Genomic DNA, 15,899 nt, shown 5'->3' on the forward strand with positions numbered 1-15,899 from the left:
CCTGCTGACTCACCTTGTCAAATCGCCGTATTTGGCTTCATTCGACATGATCTCGTCAGCGGGATCTCTACTCTACACCCTCAGGCGCGCCGCAGCGAACCCAAGTTCGTGGAGTGAGAGTGGCTGTCAATCAAGCTCTTCGTCGGGACCATTTCTGATCTTGTCCGAAGCGCTTCCGTCGTTGGCAGCGAGGAATACATTACGGCTCCCGGGACACCGCGTCAAATCGTGATTTGTCCGGGCGTGTCGCAGGTTTTGACCGGCATCTCGCCTGGTAAACCAGCATATAGCCTCCGGTTCGTGCGGTCGTCGCGTCAAACGACGCGCAACATTCCTACAGATTTTTTTCCACGGCGCAGGACAGTCCACCCGCCGGCCAGGCTTGCAACGTCGCCGAGTGTCGTCTCGAGCTGGTCAACCTTGGCGTTGTTGAGGTACGCGCCGCCGTCCTGGACTGCCCGGCGCGCATCGGACTTTGACTTCACAATCCCTGCCAGCACGAGCGCATCAACCACAGTCGTGTCGCTGGGAGCTTCCACTCCCCCAAGCTCCTGAGCGCAACCGGCCAAGGTGCGCTCATCGAGCCCCTCAAGTTCTGCGCGACCGAAGAGAGCCTGCGAGGCCTGAACAACAGCATCGGCCGCTGCGGCCCCGTGTACCAACGCGGTGACGTCCCACGCGAGCGTGCGCTGCGCTTCACGCTTGAAAGGCTCGGTTTCCACCTTGCGCTCCAGCTCTTCAATCTCCTCGCGCGTGCGGAAGGTGAAGATCTTGGCGAAGCGGATCACATCGGCATCGTCGGTGTTGATCCAGAACTGGTAGAAGGCGTAAGGGCTCATCATGTCCGGGGCCAGCCACACGGCCCCGCCCTCGGTCTTGCCGAACTTGGTGCCGTCGGCCTTCGTGATCAGCGGCGTCGTCATGGCGTGTACCGCTTCGCCCTCAGCCTTGCGGATGAGCTCCACGCCCGACAGCAGGTTGCCCCACTGGTCGTTGCCTCCTGTTTGGAGAGTGCAGCCGTGACGCCGGTAGAGTTCGAGGAAGTCATTGCCCTGGAGCACTTGGTAACTGAATTCGGTGAACGAGATTCCTTCGTCGCTTGCGAGCCGCCGCGCGACCGTGTCCTTCGCGATCATGGTGCCGAGCCGGAAGTGCTTGCCGACTTCGCGCAACATGTCGATCGCAGTCAGGTCTCCGGTCCAGTCAAGGTTGTTGACCATCTGGGCGGCGTTGTCGCCATCGAAGTCAAGGAATCGTGAGATCTGGGAGCGCAGACGCTCGACCCATTCGGCCACGGTGTCCTTGGTGTTCATGACGCGCTCGCCGGACATGCGCGGGTCGCCGATCATTCCCGTCGCGCCGCCCACGAGGGGAAGGACGCGGTGGCCGGCCTGCTGCAAGTGGCGCAAAAGCACGAGCTGGACCAGGTGGCCGTGGTGCAGGCTCGGTGCTGTGGGGTCGAATCCGCAGTACACAGTGATGGGGCCGCTCGCGAGCGACTCTCCCAACTCGTCTTGTCCGGTGGTCTGCGCGATCAGCCCGCGCCAAGCGAGTTCGTCAAGAATGTCCGTAGTCATGATGCTCGCCATTGTGCCAGCAGTCGCGCCGCAGCGGCGCAAGCTTGTGCCTGCCGCACGGGGCTGAAGAAGAGAGGTCGCTGGACGCGCGGGCTACAGACGCGGATCGGTGCTGAGGGGTTGGACACCTAGGAGGGGTCCGACCGACACGGTTGGCGGCGCGTCCAGCGACACTTCGACGGTAGGCGGCACGATCTGAGAGCCATCTCAGATTGTTCACGAGAAACCGTTACAACTCTGTGAGATGGACCGTGCCATGAAGGCTCAGGTCGGCAGCTTCGCGCGTCTTATCCGACGCAAAATGTTCCCGCTCCGAGTCCATCCACGTGAGCCATTCGCTCCGCATCGCTTCACCATCGCGTTCGATGCCTCGCTCGAGGCGCACGTCATCGGGCGCTTCGATCCAGACCAGGACACTGGCGCGTTCGCGCGCAGCCACCCGCCCCACCCCGACACCCTCGATGATCAGATACGGGCGTGGCGGCACCTCAATGCGGTGAGTGCGTTCGCTGCGGTGCCAGTCCCACATGCGGAAGCCCCCGCGTTGCCCTCGCGACAGCGGATCTAGAACCTGATCCACCAGCACCTGGTCGAGGACGGGTAGCCCCGACCACCCCTCGTACATGTCGTCCCCGTGCAGCGTATGAACGGGAGCGCTATCAGGCAACGGGTTGACGGGATCGAACTGGCCAGCACCCGCCGAAGCGACACCGCCCAGTGCGTTGGCGAGACGCCCAGCCAGGGTCGTCTTGCCCGAGCCCGCTGGGCCATCGATCAGCACGACGCGCGTGCCACCCGGGAGCGCACGAGCCGCCGAGACAAGATCGACGAGGTCACGGATGGAACTGACAGTCACGCGCTCAGGGTACGGCAGGTGCATCCGGCCGATGCTGTGGTCACCTCAGACTCACGCCACCTGAAGGTGGCGGGCTCCGACCTCGAACTCAGCCACGGCATCGGCCTGAGGCTCTTCACACAGGCCTGCAAACGTCGGCACGGCGATGCGCCCGTTCTCGATCACAAACGGCGTGGTGAGATCGCGCTCATAGAATCGGCTCGACGCGGAGATGTCGCCGGGGAGCGTGAAGCCAGGCAGCCCGGCCAAAGCCGCGTTGGCTCCGCGTGCTAAGCCCGTCTCGAGCATGCCGCCGCACCACACCGCAATCCCGGCTGCACGCGCGACATCGTGAATGCGGCGGGCCTCGAGGTATCCGCCCACACGCGATGGCTTGATGTTGATGACGGCTGCAGCACCCAACGCGATGGCGTCGGCAGCGCCCTCGGCGGACACGACCGACTCGTCGAGACACATCGGTGTGGACATGACCCTCGCGAGTTCGGCGTGCTGGCGCATGTCCGCCTCCCCCAGCGGCTGCTCGATCAGCAACAGGCCGAACGCGTCGAGGCGGCTCAGGTGCGCGGCGTCAACCAAGGTGTACGCAGCATTGGCGTCCACCTGGAGCGGGATGTCGGGGTGTGCTTCACGCACGGCCGCGACGGGTTCCGTGTCCCATCCGGGTTGAATCTTCAGCTTGATTCGCTGGTATCCCTCGTCGACGTAGCCGGACACCACATCAAGCAACTGCGGGATAGAGTCCTGGATGCCCACCGAGACCCCGGAGGCCACCGAGCGTGCCGTGACGCCCAGGTACTGCGCGAAAGACGTGCGAGTGGCCTTGAGTTGTGCGTCGAGCACGGCAGATTCAATCGCAGCCTTCGCCATGCGGTGGCCCACGATTGGAGCGAGATGTTCGCCGACCGTCTCAGCGCTCAGAAGGTCCAGGCTCTGGGCGTCCATGAGGCGAGGGAGCAGGAAGCGTTCAATCACATCGACGGCGCCCGAGGCGTACTCCTCCGAATAGACGGGCTCAGCCAGCGCGCCGCACTCGCCCCATCCGGTGACTTCCCCGGCCTCGGTGCGGGCTGCGACCTCGACGGCCACAACGGTCCGCGCGCGCTGCGTAGAAAAGGACGTCGTAAACGGGGTTACGAGCGGTATCCGCAGTTCGTGAAGTGTCACGTGGTCGATCTGCATCATGATGCCTCCAAGAGGTAGCGATTGTCGTCGAAACCGACCACGGTCCACCCGTGGCTCAAACGCGGGGCTACGGCATCTCTCACCGCTAGCCTCCACGCAGTTCCGAGCGCGGGGTCCTGCGCGCGCAAGCGAGCGATGTCGGGTGGGACCGATACCGAGGCCAACCGAGTGGTGGCTACGGGCACGAGGGGTACGGGCTCACCGTGGACGCCTGTGGTCAGCAGGGCCGATGCTTGCTCGCCTTCCGTGGCCGGCTTACCCGGGACACGGGGGTGGCCGACGGCGTCAACACGACGCGACAGGTTCCAGCTCGCGAGCATGCGGTCGCTGCCCTGGCCGGCATTGACGGTGTCCGGCATGTCTCCGTAGAAGTCGACGAGATACTCGGCGATGTCGACCTGAAGCCGCGTCAGGTTGAAGGCGGCGTTGCGGGCCACCAGCGGATCGAAGGTCCATGTAATGCGTTCAAGCCCACGCGCGAGTGCCCAGGCGCGCTGATGCATTTTGAGGGCAATACCGATCCCCCGGCGCCCGGAGTCGGGTGCAACGGCCGCGACGTGAGAATGCAGTGCCGTGCCCAAGGGCTGCGAGAAGTAGCCGACGCACACGCCGATCAGGGACGCCTCGGCAAAAGCGCCTGCAACGTATGCGCCCGCGTGGCGCAGCGCCACCATCATGGGTGCCTCCACGACTCCCGAGCCCCACATACTCTCGAGCAGCGCGGCGGCGTCGTTGACTTCGCCAGTGTCGAGCTCGCGCACCGTGACACCAGCGCGATCTGCGGCCTCGGCCGCGTCCTGCGCGGCGTCGCTCACCGTGACAGGGGCCGATGCTGGCGTGGGTTGGCCCGTCACGAGGTACCCAAGATGTCGTCGATCAGCAGCGCGACGAGCGCGGTGCGGTGCGGAACATGGGCGATGTCGACATGCTCGTCCTCTGCGTGTGCGCCGCCCCCGACGCCTCCGAGTCCGTCGAGCGTAGGGATGCCGAGGCCAGCAGTGAAGTTTCCATCGGACGCTCCGCCTACCGAGCACTCGTCGAGATCTTGAATGCCCGCCGCGGGGGCCAGTCGGACGGCGCGCTCGAACAGCGGATACGCCAGTGCGCGCTCGAGCGGAGGTCTGTTGATACCGCCTGCGACGCTCACGCTGGCTCCCTCGAGGTGGGGTGTCAGCGTCTGCATTAGCCCGTCGACCCTGGCGAGCTCTTGTGACGTGCGTGCCCGGACGTCCACGTCGAAAGAGGCATGGGCGGGAACGGTGTTGGTCGTGGTGCCGATCGAGCCGCGCGTGGGGACAACTGACGTGCCAGCCCCCGTGCCGTTGAGCCTCGCGACGGCCTGCAGTTGAAGAGCGAGTTCGACACCTGCGTTGATGCCGTTCTCGGGCTCCAAGCCTGCATGCGCAGCACGGCCGGTCGCTGCGACCGTGTAGATACTCGTGCCCTTGCGTTCGGTCTTGAGTGCTCCGCCGGGGCCCGAGGCCTCGAAAACGAGCACGGCATCGGCGTCCCGCGCCTCATCCTCGAGCAAGGACCGTGACGTCGTGGACCCAACTTCCTCGTCCCCGGTGACGAGCAACGTGATCCCAGCCACGGCATCGGCCCCGCTGCGTTGGGCAAGCGCCGCCACGGCATGGGCCGCCTGCACCAAGCCGATGGCCATGTCGAAGCATCCGGGGCCCGTGAGCACGCCGTCGCGGACTTCGAACGGGTGGGTCGCGAGGGTGCCGTGGGGCCACACAGTGTCGTGGTGCCCCAGCAGAACGATGCGCGCGGGACCGCCGAGGCGCCAACGCAGGTGGGTGACTCCATCGATGACGATGCGCTCGGGCTCGCTCGGGAGGCTGGCCTGAGCGAGGATCCCGCCAAGGACATCGGCGACCACCTCTGCGCTGCGCGCATTCGCGACGAGGTCATCCGACGGGGATTCGCACTCGATGATCCGCTGCGCATCCTCCAGCATCGCTGGCAGACGGGCGGCGGCGTCATCGAGGAGGGTCACCCCGCCATCGTGTCAGAAGACACGTGACGGCGGTGTTTCGCGCGCGGGGCCGGCGTGAACTGGCGGTAATGCTAGTTAGGAACCGGCTTCTGCCCAGGGACGGAAGTGGCGCACGCGCTCACGTGCGGCCTTGCCCTGCTCCACAACGCGCTCAGGTGCGGTGCCTCCGACGCCGTTGCGCGCGGCGAGCGAGCCTTCGACCGTCAGTACTTCGAGGACGCCTTCATTGAGCGCGGGATGGATGCCTTCCATCTCCTCCGCCGTCATCTCGTGCAGTTCCTTGCCGCGCTTTTCGCACAGGCGCACGCATGCCCCTGCAACCTCGTGGGCGTCTCGGAAGGGCACGCCTTCCTTCACCATCCACTCGGCGATGTCTGTGGCAAGCGAGTAGCCAGCGGGTGCAAGTTCAGCCAAACGGTCCTCGTGGAAGACCAGGGTGCGCACCATTCCGGAGAATGCGGGGAGGAGGACCTCAAGGGTCTCGACCGCATCGAATCCGGGTTCGTGCACTTCCTGGATGTCGCGGTTGTAGGCCAGCGGCAGGCCCTTGAGCGTGGCGAGCAGACCGGTGAGGTCACCGATGAGACGGCCGGCCTTGCCTCGTGCCAGCTCGGCGATGTCCGGGTTCTTCTTCTGCGGCATGATCGACGATCCCGTAGAGAACGCGTCGTCGAGGCTCGCGAAGCCAAACTCGACAGTCGCCCACGCGATGACCTCTTCCGAGATACGCGACAGGTCAACGCCAATCATCGACGTCACCCACAGGAACTCTGCGACGACATCGCGTCCCGCGGTCGCGTCGATCGAGTTCTCGCACGGGCCTGAGAATCCGAGCTCATCCGCGACGCCCTGAGGGTCCAGGCCAAGCGTGGAACCGGCAAGCGCACCAGCGCCGTAGGGCGATTTAGCGGCGCGAGCATCCCAGTCGACGAGGCGGTCGACGTCACGCAAGAGCGGCCACACGTGCGCCATCAGGTGGTGGCCGAGAGTGACCGGCTGCGCGTGCTGGAAGTGTGTGCGGCCAGGCATGGGCGCGTCGAGGTGACGGTCCGCCTGCTCAAGGAGCGCATCCACAACGCCGAGGACTTGACCAGCGATGACGCGGGCGTGGCGGCGGAGGTACATCCGCGCCAGCGTCGCGATCTGGTCGTTGCGCGAGCGGCCAGCGCGAAGCTTGCCTCCCACTTCTGGGCCGATGCGCTCGATCAGCAAGCGCTCGAGCGCGCCGTGGACATCCTCGTCGGACTCCGACGGTACGAGCTTGCCGTCAGCCTCGTCCCGGCGTAGCCCATCGAGGCCGTCGATCATGGTGGACAGTTCGTCGTCGGAGAGCAGCCCAGCACGGTGAAGGGCGTTGGCGTGCGCGATCGACCCCCGCAGGTCGTCGTCCGCATAACGCCAATCAAACTGTGTCGACTTGCTCAAAGCGGCCAAAGCATCGGCCGGACCTGAGGCAAACCGGCCACCCCACAGGGCGCCTTCATTCGTGCCGTGCTGCTCTCCCACTGAACTATCCCTTCACGCGTGCGGCGCGTGCAGCAGCCTGCTTGGCTGCCAGGCCGTAGATCTCGATGAATCCGCGGGCGGCCGACTGGTCGAAGGCGTCGCCCTCGTCGTAGGTCGCCATGTTGAAGTCATAGAGGCCAACATCGGACTTGCGGCCGGTGACGGTGGCGCGGCCACCGTGGAGGACCATGCGCACGTCTCCGGAGACGTACTCCTGGGTGTCCTCGATGAACGAGTCGAGCGAGTCCTTCAGCGGCGACGACCACATGCCTTCGTACACGAGCTCGCCCCACTTCTGCTCGACTCCGCGCTTGAAGCGAGCCTGGTCACGCTCGAGCGTGACGTTCTCGAGCTCGCGGTGCGCCTCGATGAGCGCGATCGCGCCGGGGCACTCGTAGACCTCGCGCGACTTGATGCCGACCAAGCGGTCCTCAACGATGTCGATGCGACCCACGCCGTGCGCACCGGCGCGACGGTTCATGATCTCGATGGCCTGCAGCGGGGTGACCTTCTCGCCGTCGATCGCGACGGGAACGCCACGGTCGAACGAGATGATGACCTCGTCGGGGACCGGCGGGAAAGCCGGGTCGTCGGTGTAGCTGTACACGTCCTTGGTGGGCGCGTTCCAGATGTCCTCGAGGAAGCCGGTCTCAATGGCGCGGCCCCACACGTTCTGGTCGATCGAGAACGGGTTGGACTTCGTGGTCTCGATGGGCAGGTTGTGACGGCCTGCGTACTCGATGGCCTTGTCGCGGGTCAGCGCGAGGTCACGCACAGGTGCGATGCACTTGAGGTCAGGTGCAATCGACGTGATGCCGACCTCGAAGCGGACCTGGTCGTTGCCCTTACCGGTGCAACCGTGAGCGACGGTCGTGCCGCCAAACTCACGGGCAGCTTCCACCAGGTGCTTGACGATCACGGGACGCGAGATGCCCGACACCAGCGGGTACTTGTCCTGGTAAAGGCCGTTCGCCTTGAGCGCCGGCATGCAGTACTCCTCGGCAAACTCATCGCGAGCGTCGGCGACATACGCCTCAACCGCACCGCAGTCGAGCGCACGCTGACGGATGACCTCGAGGTCCTCTCCGCCCTGGCCGACGTCCACCGCAACAGCGATGACCTCCGCGCCCGTGGCATCGGCGATCCAGCCGATTGCCACCGAGGTGTCCAGTCCGCCCGAATATGCGAGCACCACCCGGTCAGTCATGTTGTGTCTCCTTGTGAATCGTGTGTCGTTGTGTCGTAGTTCTAAATCGTGTTGCCGGCCGGGCCGGCGTGTCTCAGAGAGGTCGTGTCACGAAGGGGGCGTTACGAGCGCTCGTGCCCGCCTCCGACGGCTCGCTCCAAAAAGCGTCGCGCCAGGCGTAGGCCGCCCTCGGGATCGCGAGTAATGACCATGATCGTGTCGTCACCGCCCACCGTGCCGAGAATGTCCTCGTCATCGTGCTGATCGATCGCGCTTGCGAGGTACTGCGCAGCCCCGGACGGGGTGCGCAGGACTGTGAGGTTGGCAGACCCGTCCGCGGTCAGCAGCAATTCGCCGCACAGCCGCGTGAGTCGCTGATCCGTGTCTTCCGACGCGCTCAGTGAATCAGTGGTGGCGTACACATGTGCACCGCCGAGCCCACGTACCTTGACCGCGCCAATATCCACGAGATCGCGCGACAATGTTGCCTGCGTCACCGCAATCCCTTGGCCCTCCAAGCGCAATGCCAACTCACCCTGCGAGTGAATCGACTCCGACTCGATGAGTCGGCGAATCAGCGCCTGACGCGCGGCCTTGGTGGCGGGGATGGTCTGCGTCATCGTCACTGCTCCACCAACCAGGTCAGCAGTGCCTTCTGCGCGTGCAGGCGGTATTCGGCCTCGAGCCACACGATCGACTGGTCGCCGTCAATGGCCGATGCTGAAATTTCCTTGCCGCGGTACGCGGGCAGGCAGTGGATCACCTGAGCGCCAGGGGCGGCGAGCTGGAGCGACGTGTCGTTGACCTGGAAAGCGAGGAAAGCCTGCTCGCGAGCGGTCTTCTCGCCCTCGTCACCCATGGATACCCAAGTGTCCGTCGCGATGACGTCGGCGGCGTGGACGGCCTCATCGTGCTCGTGGGTGATGGTGATCGAGCCGCCTGTCTGCGCTGCGATCTCGGTCGCCCTCGCGATGACCTCCGCATCGGGCAGGTATCCCTCGGGAGTACCGATGCGCACGTGCATGCCTGCCGTCGCACCGCCCAGGAGGTAGGACTGCGCCATGTTGTTGGCGCCGTCACCGATGTACGCGAAGTCCAGGCCGGAAAGCGCGCCCACTCCCCCGCGTTCGTCGGCGATAGCAGCAAAGTCAGCGAGGATCTGGCACGGGTGGAACGAGTCGGTGAGCGCGTTCACGACAGGCACCGACGAGTGCGCCGCCATCTCTTCGATGCGGTCGTGGCCGAAAGTACGCCACACGACGGCGCTCACCATGCGCTCAAGCACCTTCGCGGTGTCGGAAATCGACTCGCCGCGACCCATCTGCGAACTCGCGGCATCGATGACCAGCGGATAGCCGCCAAGTTCCGCGATGCCAGCGCTGAATGACACGCGGGTGCGCGTTGAGTGCTTATCGAAAATGACCGCCACTGCCTGCGGACCCTCAAAGGGTCGGTGCATGAACCGGTCGTGGCGCATGGCTAGCGCCAGCGTGAGTACCTCACGCTGCTCGGCCGGTGTCAGGTCGTCGTCACGCAGGAAGTGGCGGGTCATCACCGTCCCCCGTCTTGGGTTAGGGGGTTCGCGGCGAGGTGGCCGGCGAACCAGTCAAGGAAGGAGTCCGCCTCGGGGACGGACAATGTCAGTGCAGGCACCAAACGGATGGTGTCTGGCGATGGCGGGTTCACGATGAAACCAGCGTCGATTGCAGATGCCGCGATGGCGGGCGCCTGGGGCGATGCCAGGCCAATTGCCAGCATCAGGCCCTCACCGCGGACCTCAACCACGCCGTCAAGCTGCTCAAGGCGCTCGGTCAGGTGCGCGCCAACGTTCTTGGCGTTGGCAAGCAGCTGCTCGTCCTCAATAGCGTCCAAGGTCGCCAAGGCCGTAGCCGCGCCCATGGGGTTTCCGCCGAACGTGGTGCCGTGTTCGCCCTTGCCCAGCAGGTGCCCGGCGCGTTCGCCATAGGCCACAACGGCGCCGATGGGGAAGCCTCCGCCCAGTCCCTTGGCCAGCGTCATGACGTCCGGCTTCACGCCGTACAGCTGGTGCGCAAACCAGGCACCGGTACGTGCGACGCCCGTCTGTACCTCGTCGAGGATGAGCAGCGCGCCTGCACTGGTAGTGAGTTCGCGCGCCAGCGTGAGGAACTCGTGAGTCAACGGCTGCACGCCGGCCTCGCCCTGAATGGGCTCGGCGATGATTGCGGCGAGGTCGTCGCCTGCCTGGGCGACTGCGGCTTTGAGCGCTTCCTGGTCGTTTGCAGGAAGAAACACCACGCCACCCGGCATCGGTGCGAACTGCTCGCGGATGGCCGGCTTGTGAGTCATGGCCAACGCACCCATCGTGCGGCCGTGGAAGCCGCCCTCGAACGCGATGATGGTGCCGCGTCCAGTCTTGCGCGCCATCTTGAAGGCGGCCTCGTTGGCCTCCGCGCCGGAGTTCGAGAAGAACACGCGCGAGCCTTCGGGCGCGTCTGCCAACTGGAGCAGACGTTCGGCGAGCGCCACCTGTGGCGCCGTCGCGAAGAAGTTCGACACGTGGGCCAGCGTTGCGGCCTGTTCGGTGAGCGCCTTCACCCACGCGGGGTGGCCGTGGCCAAGCGCATTGACGGCAATGCCACCGAGAAGATCAAGGTAGCGGTTGCCGTCGGCATCCCAGACGTAGCTTCCTTCACCGCGCTCGAGCATGCGCATCGGCATGCCGTACGTGCCCATGAGGGCGTGCTCGTAGCGCTCGAGGCCCGCGGTACCGGCGGGTGCGGTGGTCTGTGCGTCGCTCATGCCCACAGCTCCGTGTCATCCGGGCGCACCATGGTGCCGATTCCGCGGGTCGTAAAGATCTCGGTCAACAGCGAGTGCGGCTCGCGGCCGTCAATGATGTGGGCCTGTGCCACACCACCGCGCACGGCGCGGAGGCAACCTTCCATCTTGGGCACCATGCCTGATGCGAGCGAGGGCAGCATCTTCTCGACGTCGGAGGCGTGAATCCGGCGCACCAGCGACTCGGGGTCGGGCCAGTTGGCGTACAGGCCCTCCACGTCGGTGAGCATGACGAGTTTGCGGGCGCGCAGTGCCACAGCGATAGCGGCAGCCGCGGTGTCCGCGTTTACGTTGAGAACCGTGGTGGGGTCCTCCATGTCAGGAGCGACAGTGGACACGACGGGGATACGACCAGCCGTGATGATGTCCTCGATCGCGGCGGGGTTGACTTTGACGACGTCACCGACGAGGCCGACGTCGACCTTTTCGCCGTCGACGGTCGCCTTGCGGCGCTTGGCCTGCAAGAGGCCTGCGTCTTCACCGGAGAGGCCGACCGCGAGCGGGCCGTGATCATTGATGAGGCCCACCAGTTCGCGCGACACAGAGCCGGTCAGCACCATGCGGACCACGTCCATCGCCTCGGGGGTCGTGACGCGCAGTCCACCTCGGAACTCGGACTCGATACCGAGCTTGCCCAGCATCTCCGAGATCTGCGGACCGCCACCATGCACGACGACGGGATGCAGCCCCAGCAGGCGCAAGTGGACGATGTCCTGGGCGAAAGCAGCCTTGAGGTTCTCGTCGATCATGGCGTTGCCGCCGTACTTCACGACGACCGTGGCGCCCTTAAAGTTCTCAATCCAGGGCATGGCGTCGATGAGGACGCCCACCTTCTGGTGAGGGGTCATGTCGGGATATTCGATGTCTGTGCTCATGAGCTATATGCGCTGTTCTCGTGGACGTAATCGTGGGTGAGGTCGTTGGTCCAGACGGTCGCCGTCGCGTCGCCTGCGTGGAGATCCACGACGACGGTCACTTCGCGGCCGGTGAGGTCGACGAGGTCGCGGTCGTCGCCTACGCCGGAAGCGCGGCAGACCTGGACTCCGTTGACGTAGACATCGAGGGTGGTCGCGTCATACGGCGCGACCTCGGCGGGCACGGTGCCTGCGGCGGAGATGATCCGGCCCCAGTTGGGGTCGTTGCCGAAAATCGCCGTCTTGAAGAGGTTCGAGCGAGTAATCGCACGGGCGACAGCCTCAGCCGCGTCTTCCGTCGTCGCGTTCTTCACGGTCACCGCGATGTCGTGACCGGCACCCTCGGCGTCAGCAACGAGCTGGCGCGACAGGCTCGCGAGAACCTCGGTCAGCGCCGCCTCGAAGTCCTCAGCGGAGACCGCGGTCTCCGAAGCGCCCGAGGACATCAGGATGACGGTGTCATTGGTCGACATGCAGCCGTCAGAGTCAACTCGGTTGAGAGTCTGTCCCACGGCCGATGCCAGGGTCGCCTTGGCAACCTCCGGGTCAATGACCGCGTCGGTCGTCACGACGCACAGCATCGTCGCCATACCCGGGGCAAGCATTCCTGCTCCCTTGGCCATGCCGCCCACAGTCCAGTCATCGCGCGAAGCGACGGCAGTCTTAGCGACCGAGTCGGTCGTCATGATGCCTTCGGCAGCAGCCTGACCACCGTCGGCCGACAGACCTGCGATCGCAGCATCGGCCCCACCCAAGACGGTGTCCATGGGCAGGCGCACGCCGATCAGCCCGGTTGAGCAGACCACGACATCTCCTGCGCCAATGTCGCGGCCGGTGCCCTGGAGTGCGGTAGCGACGTGTTCGGCGGTGCGGTGCGTGTCCTGAAAGCCCTCTGGACCCGTGCACGCGTTGGCGCCGCCGGAGTTCAAAACCACAGCGTCGGCCCGACCGTCGGCGACGACCTGACGCGACCAGGTGACCGGAGCGGCCTCGATGCGGTTCGTGGTGAAAACGCCGGCAGCGACCTTGTGGGGGCCTTCGTTGACGACGACCGACACGTCCTTGGCGCCGGTGGACTTGATGCCCGCTGCGACGCCGGAGGCGGTGAAACCTTGAGCTGAGGTGACACTCACGGCGCCACCCCCAGGACCTGGAGACCAGTGGTCTCGGGCACTCCGAGCGCGAGGTTCATGGACTGAAGTGCCTGACCCGCGGTGCCCTTAACGAGGTTGTCGATCGCGGAAATCACGATGACGCGGCCGGCCTTCTCGTCGACGGCAACCTGCACCAAGCAGGTGTTGGCGCCGAGTGTTGCCGCGGTCGTTGGCCACTGGCCCTCCGGAAGGAGGTGCACGAAGGGCTCATCGGCGTAGGCCGTCTCCCATGCGCCGCGAACCTCGTCGGCTGTGACGCCAGCAGCCAACGGCGCCGTGATGGTCGCGAGGATGCCGCGAGCCATGGGAACCAGCGTGGGCGTGAAGGAAATCTTGATGTCCTCGGCACCTGCGACGCCAAGGTTCTGGACGATCTCGGGGATGTGACGGTGAACGCCACCCACTCCGTAGGCGCTCGCGGCGCCCAGTCCCTCGGAGGCCAGCAGGTTGGTTGCGAGCTTCTTGCCCGCGCCGGAGTATCCATTCGCCAGGACGGTGACGATGTCGGTCGGGTCAATGACACCGGCCTTGACACCTGGCTGGAGACCGAGAGTCACAGCGGTGACGTTGCAGCCCGGCACTGCAATGCGCTTGGCGCCAGGCAGGTTGTCGCGCTGGTGGCCGTCAGCCGTGATCAGTTCAGGCATTCCATAGGGCCAGGTGCCGGAGTGCTCGCCGCCGTAGTACTCGGCCCAGGCTTCAGACGAGGCAAGGCGGTGGTCGGCGCCGCAGTCGATCACGAGGGTCTCGGGAGGCAACTGTGCCGCGACCTCGCCGGAGGCGCCGTGCGGCAGGGCGAGCACGACCACGTCGTGGCCTGCGAGCGTTTCCGCGCTCGTGGCGACGATTTCGCGGTCAGCAAGCGTGCGCAAATGTGGCTGGTGCACCCCCAATCGATCGCCGGCGGAGGAATGCGCGGCCAGTGCGCCGAACTCAACGTCCGGGTGCTCACTGAAAACGCGCAGGACCTCGCCACCGACATATCCGGAGGCACCAGAAACTGCGACAGAGATTGACATGTGCATAACTATACATGCCAGTGAATGGCCGACGCCAAACCTAGGCCGGTTTCAGGCCGGCATGCCACGATGGACAGATGAAGCAAATCGTCGTGCACTCCCCCGGCTCACCGCAGGCTATGCAGGTAGAGGACGTTCCGACGCCGCAACCCGCTGCCGACCAGGTCCTCGTTGACGTGGCTGCATGCGGAGTCAACTTTATCGACACCTATCAGCGCTCGGGTGTCTACCCCGTCCCGATGCCTCACCCACTGGGCCTTGAAGGCGCGGGAGTCGTGCGCGAGGTGGGTGCGGACGTCGATTTTGCGACTGTCGGTGACCACGTCGCGTGGGCGGGATCGCGCGGCTCGTACGCCGAACAAGTACTGCTGGGCGCCCAGGATTGCTATCGCGTTCCGGAAGGCGTTGACCTCACCGTCGCCGCAGCCCTGATGCTTCAAGGCCTCACGGCTCACTACCTCAGTGCCTCGACCTTCCCTTTGGGCGCCGACCACACCGCGCTCGTTCACGCGGGAGCTGGCGGGGTCGGACTGCTATTGACCCAGTTGGCAGTCGCGCGGGGCGCCCGGGTCATCACGACGGTGTCTACTTCCGACAAAGAAGCGCTGTCGCGTGAAGCCGGCGCGAGCGACGTGATTCGCTACGACCAATTCGACTCGGTGTCCGACGAGCTGCCCGCCGCAGTCCGTTCGCTTACCGACGGCGCCGGAGTCGACGTCGTGTACGACGGCGTGGGCGCGACGACGTTCGACGGCTCGCTCGCGTCCCTCAAACCCCGCGGAATGCTCGCGCTGTTCGGCGGTTCGTCGGGCCAGGTCCCGCCGTTTGACCTTCAGCGTCTGTCCCGGGCTGGATCGATGTATGTCACCCGCCCGTCGATGGGTCACTACCTCGCCACCGCCGAGGAGCGCTCCTGGCGTGCCGAAGAACTGTTCGGTGCGGTGAGGTCCGGCAACCTGAATGTCCGCATTGGTGAGACCTTCCCGTTCGATCGCGCGGGGGAAGCCCACGCGGCACTGGAGGGTCGCCGCACCACCGGGAAAGTTGTGCTGATTCCATAACTGAGCAACGGGCATGAATCGTCATTGTCACGCAATCGTGACAATCGCGGGGCACAATAAGCACATGCAGAACCTTCGCCTCCGCGTCATGCGCCCCACCGATCTCGACACGGTGCTGCGCCTGAACAACGAGGCAGCGCCTGCGGTGAATGAGCTCACGGCGGAGTCGCTAACGGCGGTGCGCGACATGTGCGACGTCGCACTCGTCGCGGCGAACCGCGATGGCGATGTCATCGCCTTCCTGTTGTCACTTGCCGGCGGGCAGGACTACGACTCCGAGAACTATCACTGGTTCGAAGAGCGTCACGTCCGTCACCAATACATCGACCGCATTGTTGTCGGCGAGCAAGCGCGCGGAACCGGCGTGGGCCGCGCGATGTATGAGTCGGTCTTTGAACGCGCCCGCGAGCGCAGCGTCACCGACGTCACAGCAGAGGTCAATCTGCGCCCGGCGAATCCACGCTCGATGGCCTTTCACGAGCACCTTGGGTTTCGCCGTCTAGGCGAGTTGGAGACCAAGGGCGAGACCGTGCGCGTGGCGTTGCTGGCGCGAGCGGTCGACACCGGCTTCTAGCCGCCCCCCGCGGGTGCCGCAGGCGCCGTTGGTCCCGTCGCGGGCGCG

Annotated in this window: 15 protein-coding genes; 2 read left to right on the forward strand and 13 right to left on the reverse strand. The window is 65.5% G+C overall.

All coding sequences use genetic code 11. The features are described from left to right. Window positions 1–314: 314 nt before the first annotated feature. From tyrS to argC, 13 genes are all read right to left on the reverse strand, one after another. On the reverse strand, window positions 315–1,577 hold the full coding sequence (gene tyrS / locus AOP74_RS00005) for a tyrosine--tRNA ligase (protein WP_061960295.1): 1,263 nt from the start codon (window positions 1,575–1,577) through the stop codon (window positions 315–317). Between the two features lie 229 nt (window positions 1,578–1,806). Beyond that, window positions 1,807–2,433: a uridine kinase family protein gene (locus tag AOP74_RS00010; RefSeq protein WP_152649097.1), complete on the reverse strand. Its 627-nt coding sequence runs from the start codon at window positions 2,431–2,433 to the stop codon at window positions 1,807–1,809. A 51-nt stretch (window positions 2,434–2,484) separates the two neighbouring features. Beyond that, window positions 2,485–3,612, reverse strand: a complete 1,128-nt coding sequence (menC, locus tag AOP74_RS00015) for an o-succinylbenzoate synthase (protein WP_061961838.1) — start codon at window positions 3,610–3,612, stop codon at window positions 2,485–2,487. Further along, window positions 3,612–4,469 (reverse strand): hypothetical protein, encoded by an 858-nt coding sequence (locus AOP74_RS00020; protein WP_061960297.1) that lies wholly within the window; start codon window positions 4,467–4,469, stop codon window positions 3,612–3,614. The genes menC and AOP74_RS00020 overlap by 1 nt, the downstream gene beginning before the upstream one ends. Next, the gene (locus tag AOP74_RS00025) at window positions 4,466–5,617 is read right to left on the reverse strand and encodes a M20/M25/M40 family metallo-hydrolase (protein WP_236683681.1); all 1,152 of its coding nucleotides are present in this window, start codon (window positions 5,615–5,617) and stop codon (window positions 4,466–4,468) included. Before AOP74_RS00025 ends, AOP74_RS00020 begins: the two co-directional genes overlap by 4 nt. Before the next feature lie 75 nt (window positions 5,618–5,692). After that, the gene (gene argH, locus AOP74_RS00030; RefSeq protein ID WP_061960298.1) at window positions 5,693–7,123 is read right to left on the reverse strand and encodes an argininosuccinate lyase; all 1,431 of its coding nucleotides are present in this window, start codon (window positions 7,121–7,123) and stop codon (window positions 5,693–5,695) included. 4 nt (window positions 7,124–7,127) lie between these two features. Continuing rightward, window positions 7,128–8,330, reverse strand: a complete 1,203-nt coding sequence (locus AOP74_RS00035; protein ID WP_061960299.1) for an argininosuccinate synthase — start codon at window positions 8,328–8,330, stop codon at window positions 7,128–7,130. 101 nt (window positions 8,331–8,431) lie between these two features. Beyond that, window positions 8,432–8,929, reverse strand: coding sequence for an arginine repressor (gene argR, locus AOP74_RS00040; protein ID WP_061960300.1), 498 nt, complete (start codon window positions 8,927–8,929; stop codon window positions 8,432–8,434). Between the two features lie 2 nt (window positions 8,930–8,931). Then, a complete protein-coding gene (gene argF, locus AOP74_RS00045; RefSeq protein WP_061960301.1) occupies window positions 8,932–9,861 on the reverse strand; it encodes an ornithine carbamoyltransferase in 930 nt (309 codons plus the stop codon). Then, window positions 9,861–11,090, reverse strand: a complete 1,230-nt coding sequence (locus tag AOP74_RS00050) for an acetylornithine transaminase (protein WP_061961840.1) — start codon at window positions 11,088–11,090, stop codon at window positions 9,861–9,863. The genes argF and AOP74_RS00050 overlap by 1 nt, the downstream gene beginning before the upstream one ends. Beyond that, window positions 11,087–12,004 (reverse strand): acetylglutamate kinase, encoded by a 918-nt coding sequence (argB, locus tag AOP74_RS00055; RefSeq protein ID WP_061960302.1) that lies wholly within the window; start codon window positions 12,002–12,004, stop codon window positions 11,087–11,089. The genes AOP74_RS00050 and argB overlap by 4 nt, the downstream gene beginning before the upstream one ends. Next, window positions 12,001–13,176, reverse strand: a complete 1,176-nt coding sequence (gene argJ / locus AOP74_RS00060) for a bifunctional glutamate N-acetyltransferase/amino-acid acetyltransferase ArgJ (RefSeq protein ID WP_061960303.1) — start codon at window positions 13,174–13,176, stop codon at window positions 12,001–12,003. The genes argB and argJ overlap by 4 nt, the downstream gene beginning before the upstream one ends. After that, a complete protein-coding gene (argC, locus tag AOP74_RS00065) occupies window positions 13,173–14,216 on the reverse strand; it encodes an N-acetyl-gamma-glutamyl-phosphate reductase (protein WP_201774286.1) in 1,044 nt (347 codons plus the stop codon). The genes argJ and argC overlap by 4 nt, the downstream gene beginning before the upstream one ends. A 77-nt stretch (window positions 14,217–14,293) precedes the next feature. Here argC and AOP74_RS00070 point away from each other — a divergent pair, with 77 nt between their 5' ends. Continuing rightward, window positions 14,294–15,277 carry a quinone oxidoreductase family protein gene (locus AOP74_RS00070; protein WP_061960305.1) on the forward strand — a complete coding sequence of 328 codons (984 nt, stop codon included), beginning with the start codon at window positions 14,294–14,296 and terminating at the stop codon, window positions 15,275–15,277. Window positions 15,278–15,341: 64 nt separating this feature from the next. Further along, complete coding sequence (locus AOP74_RS00075) at window positions 15,342–15,851, forward strand: GNAT family N-acetyltransferase (protein WP_061960306.1); 510 nt, start codon at window positions 15,342–15,344, stop codon at window positions 15,849–15,851. Window positions 15,852–15,899 lie beyond the last annotated feature (48 nt).

Source organism: Demequina flava (genome assembly GCF_000975035.1).
GTDB classification, from domain to species: Bacteria; Actinomycetota; Actinomycetes; order Actinomycetales; family Demequinaceae; genus Demequina; species Demequina flava.

Excerpts from the sequence above, each read along its gene's own strand:
- tyrS (WP_061960295.1), bottom strand. The coding sequence starts at position 1,577 with ATGACTACGGACATTCTTGACGAACTCGCTTGGCGCGGGCTGATCGCG.
- menC (WP_061961838.1), bottom strand. The coding sequence starts at position 3,612 with ATGCAGATCGACCACGTGACACTTCACGAACTGCGGATACCGCTCGTA.
- AOP74_RS00035 (WP_061960299.1), bottom strand. The coding sequence starts at position 8,330 with ATGACTGACCGGGTGGTGCTCGCATATTCGGGCGGACTGGACACCTCG.
- argR (WP_061960300.1), bottom strand. The coding sequence starts at position 8,929 with ATGACGCAGACCATCCCCGCCACCAAGGCCGCGCGTCAGGCGCTGATT.
- argF (WP_061960301.1), bottom strand. The coding sequence starts at position 9,861 with ATGACCCGCCACTTCCTGCGTGACGACGACCTGACACCGGCCGAGCAG.
- AOP74_RS00050 (WP_061961840.1), bottom strand. The coding sequence starts at position 11,090 with ATGAGCGACGCACAGACCACCGCACCCGCCGGTACCGCGGGCCTCGAG.
- argB (WP_061960302.1), bottom strand. The coding sequence starts at position 12,004 with ATGAGCACAGACATCGAATATCCCGACATGACCCCTCACCAGAAGGTG.
- argC (WP_201774286.1), bottom strand. The coding sequence starts at position 14,216 with ATGTCAATCTCTGTCGCAGTTTCTGGTGCCTCCGGATATGTCGGTGGC.
- AOP74_RS00070 (WP_061960305.1), top strand. The coding sequence starts at position 14,294 with ATGAAGCAAATCGTCGTGCACTCCCCCGGCTCACCGCAGGCTATGCAG.
- AOP74_RS00075 (WP_061960306.1), top strand. The coding sequence starts at position 15,342 with ATGCAGAACCTTCGCCTCCGCGTCATGCGCCCCACCGATCTCGACACG.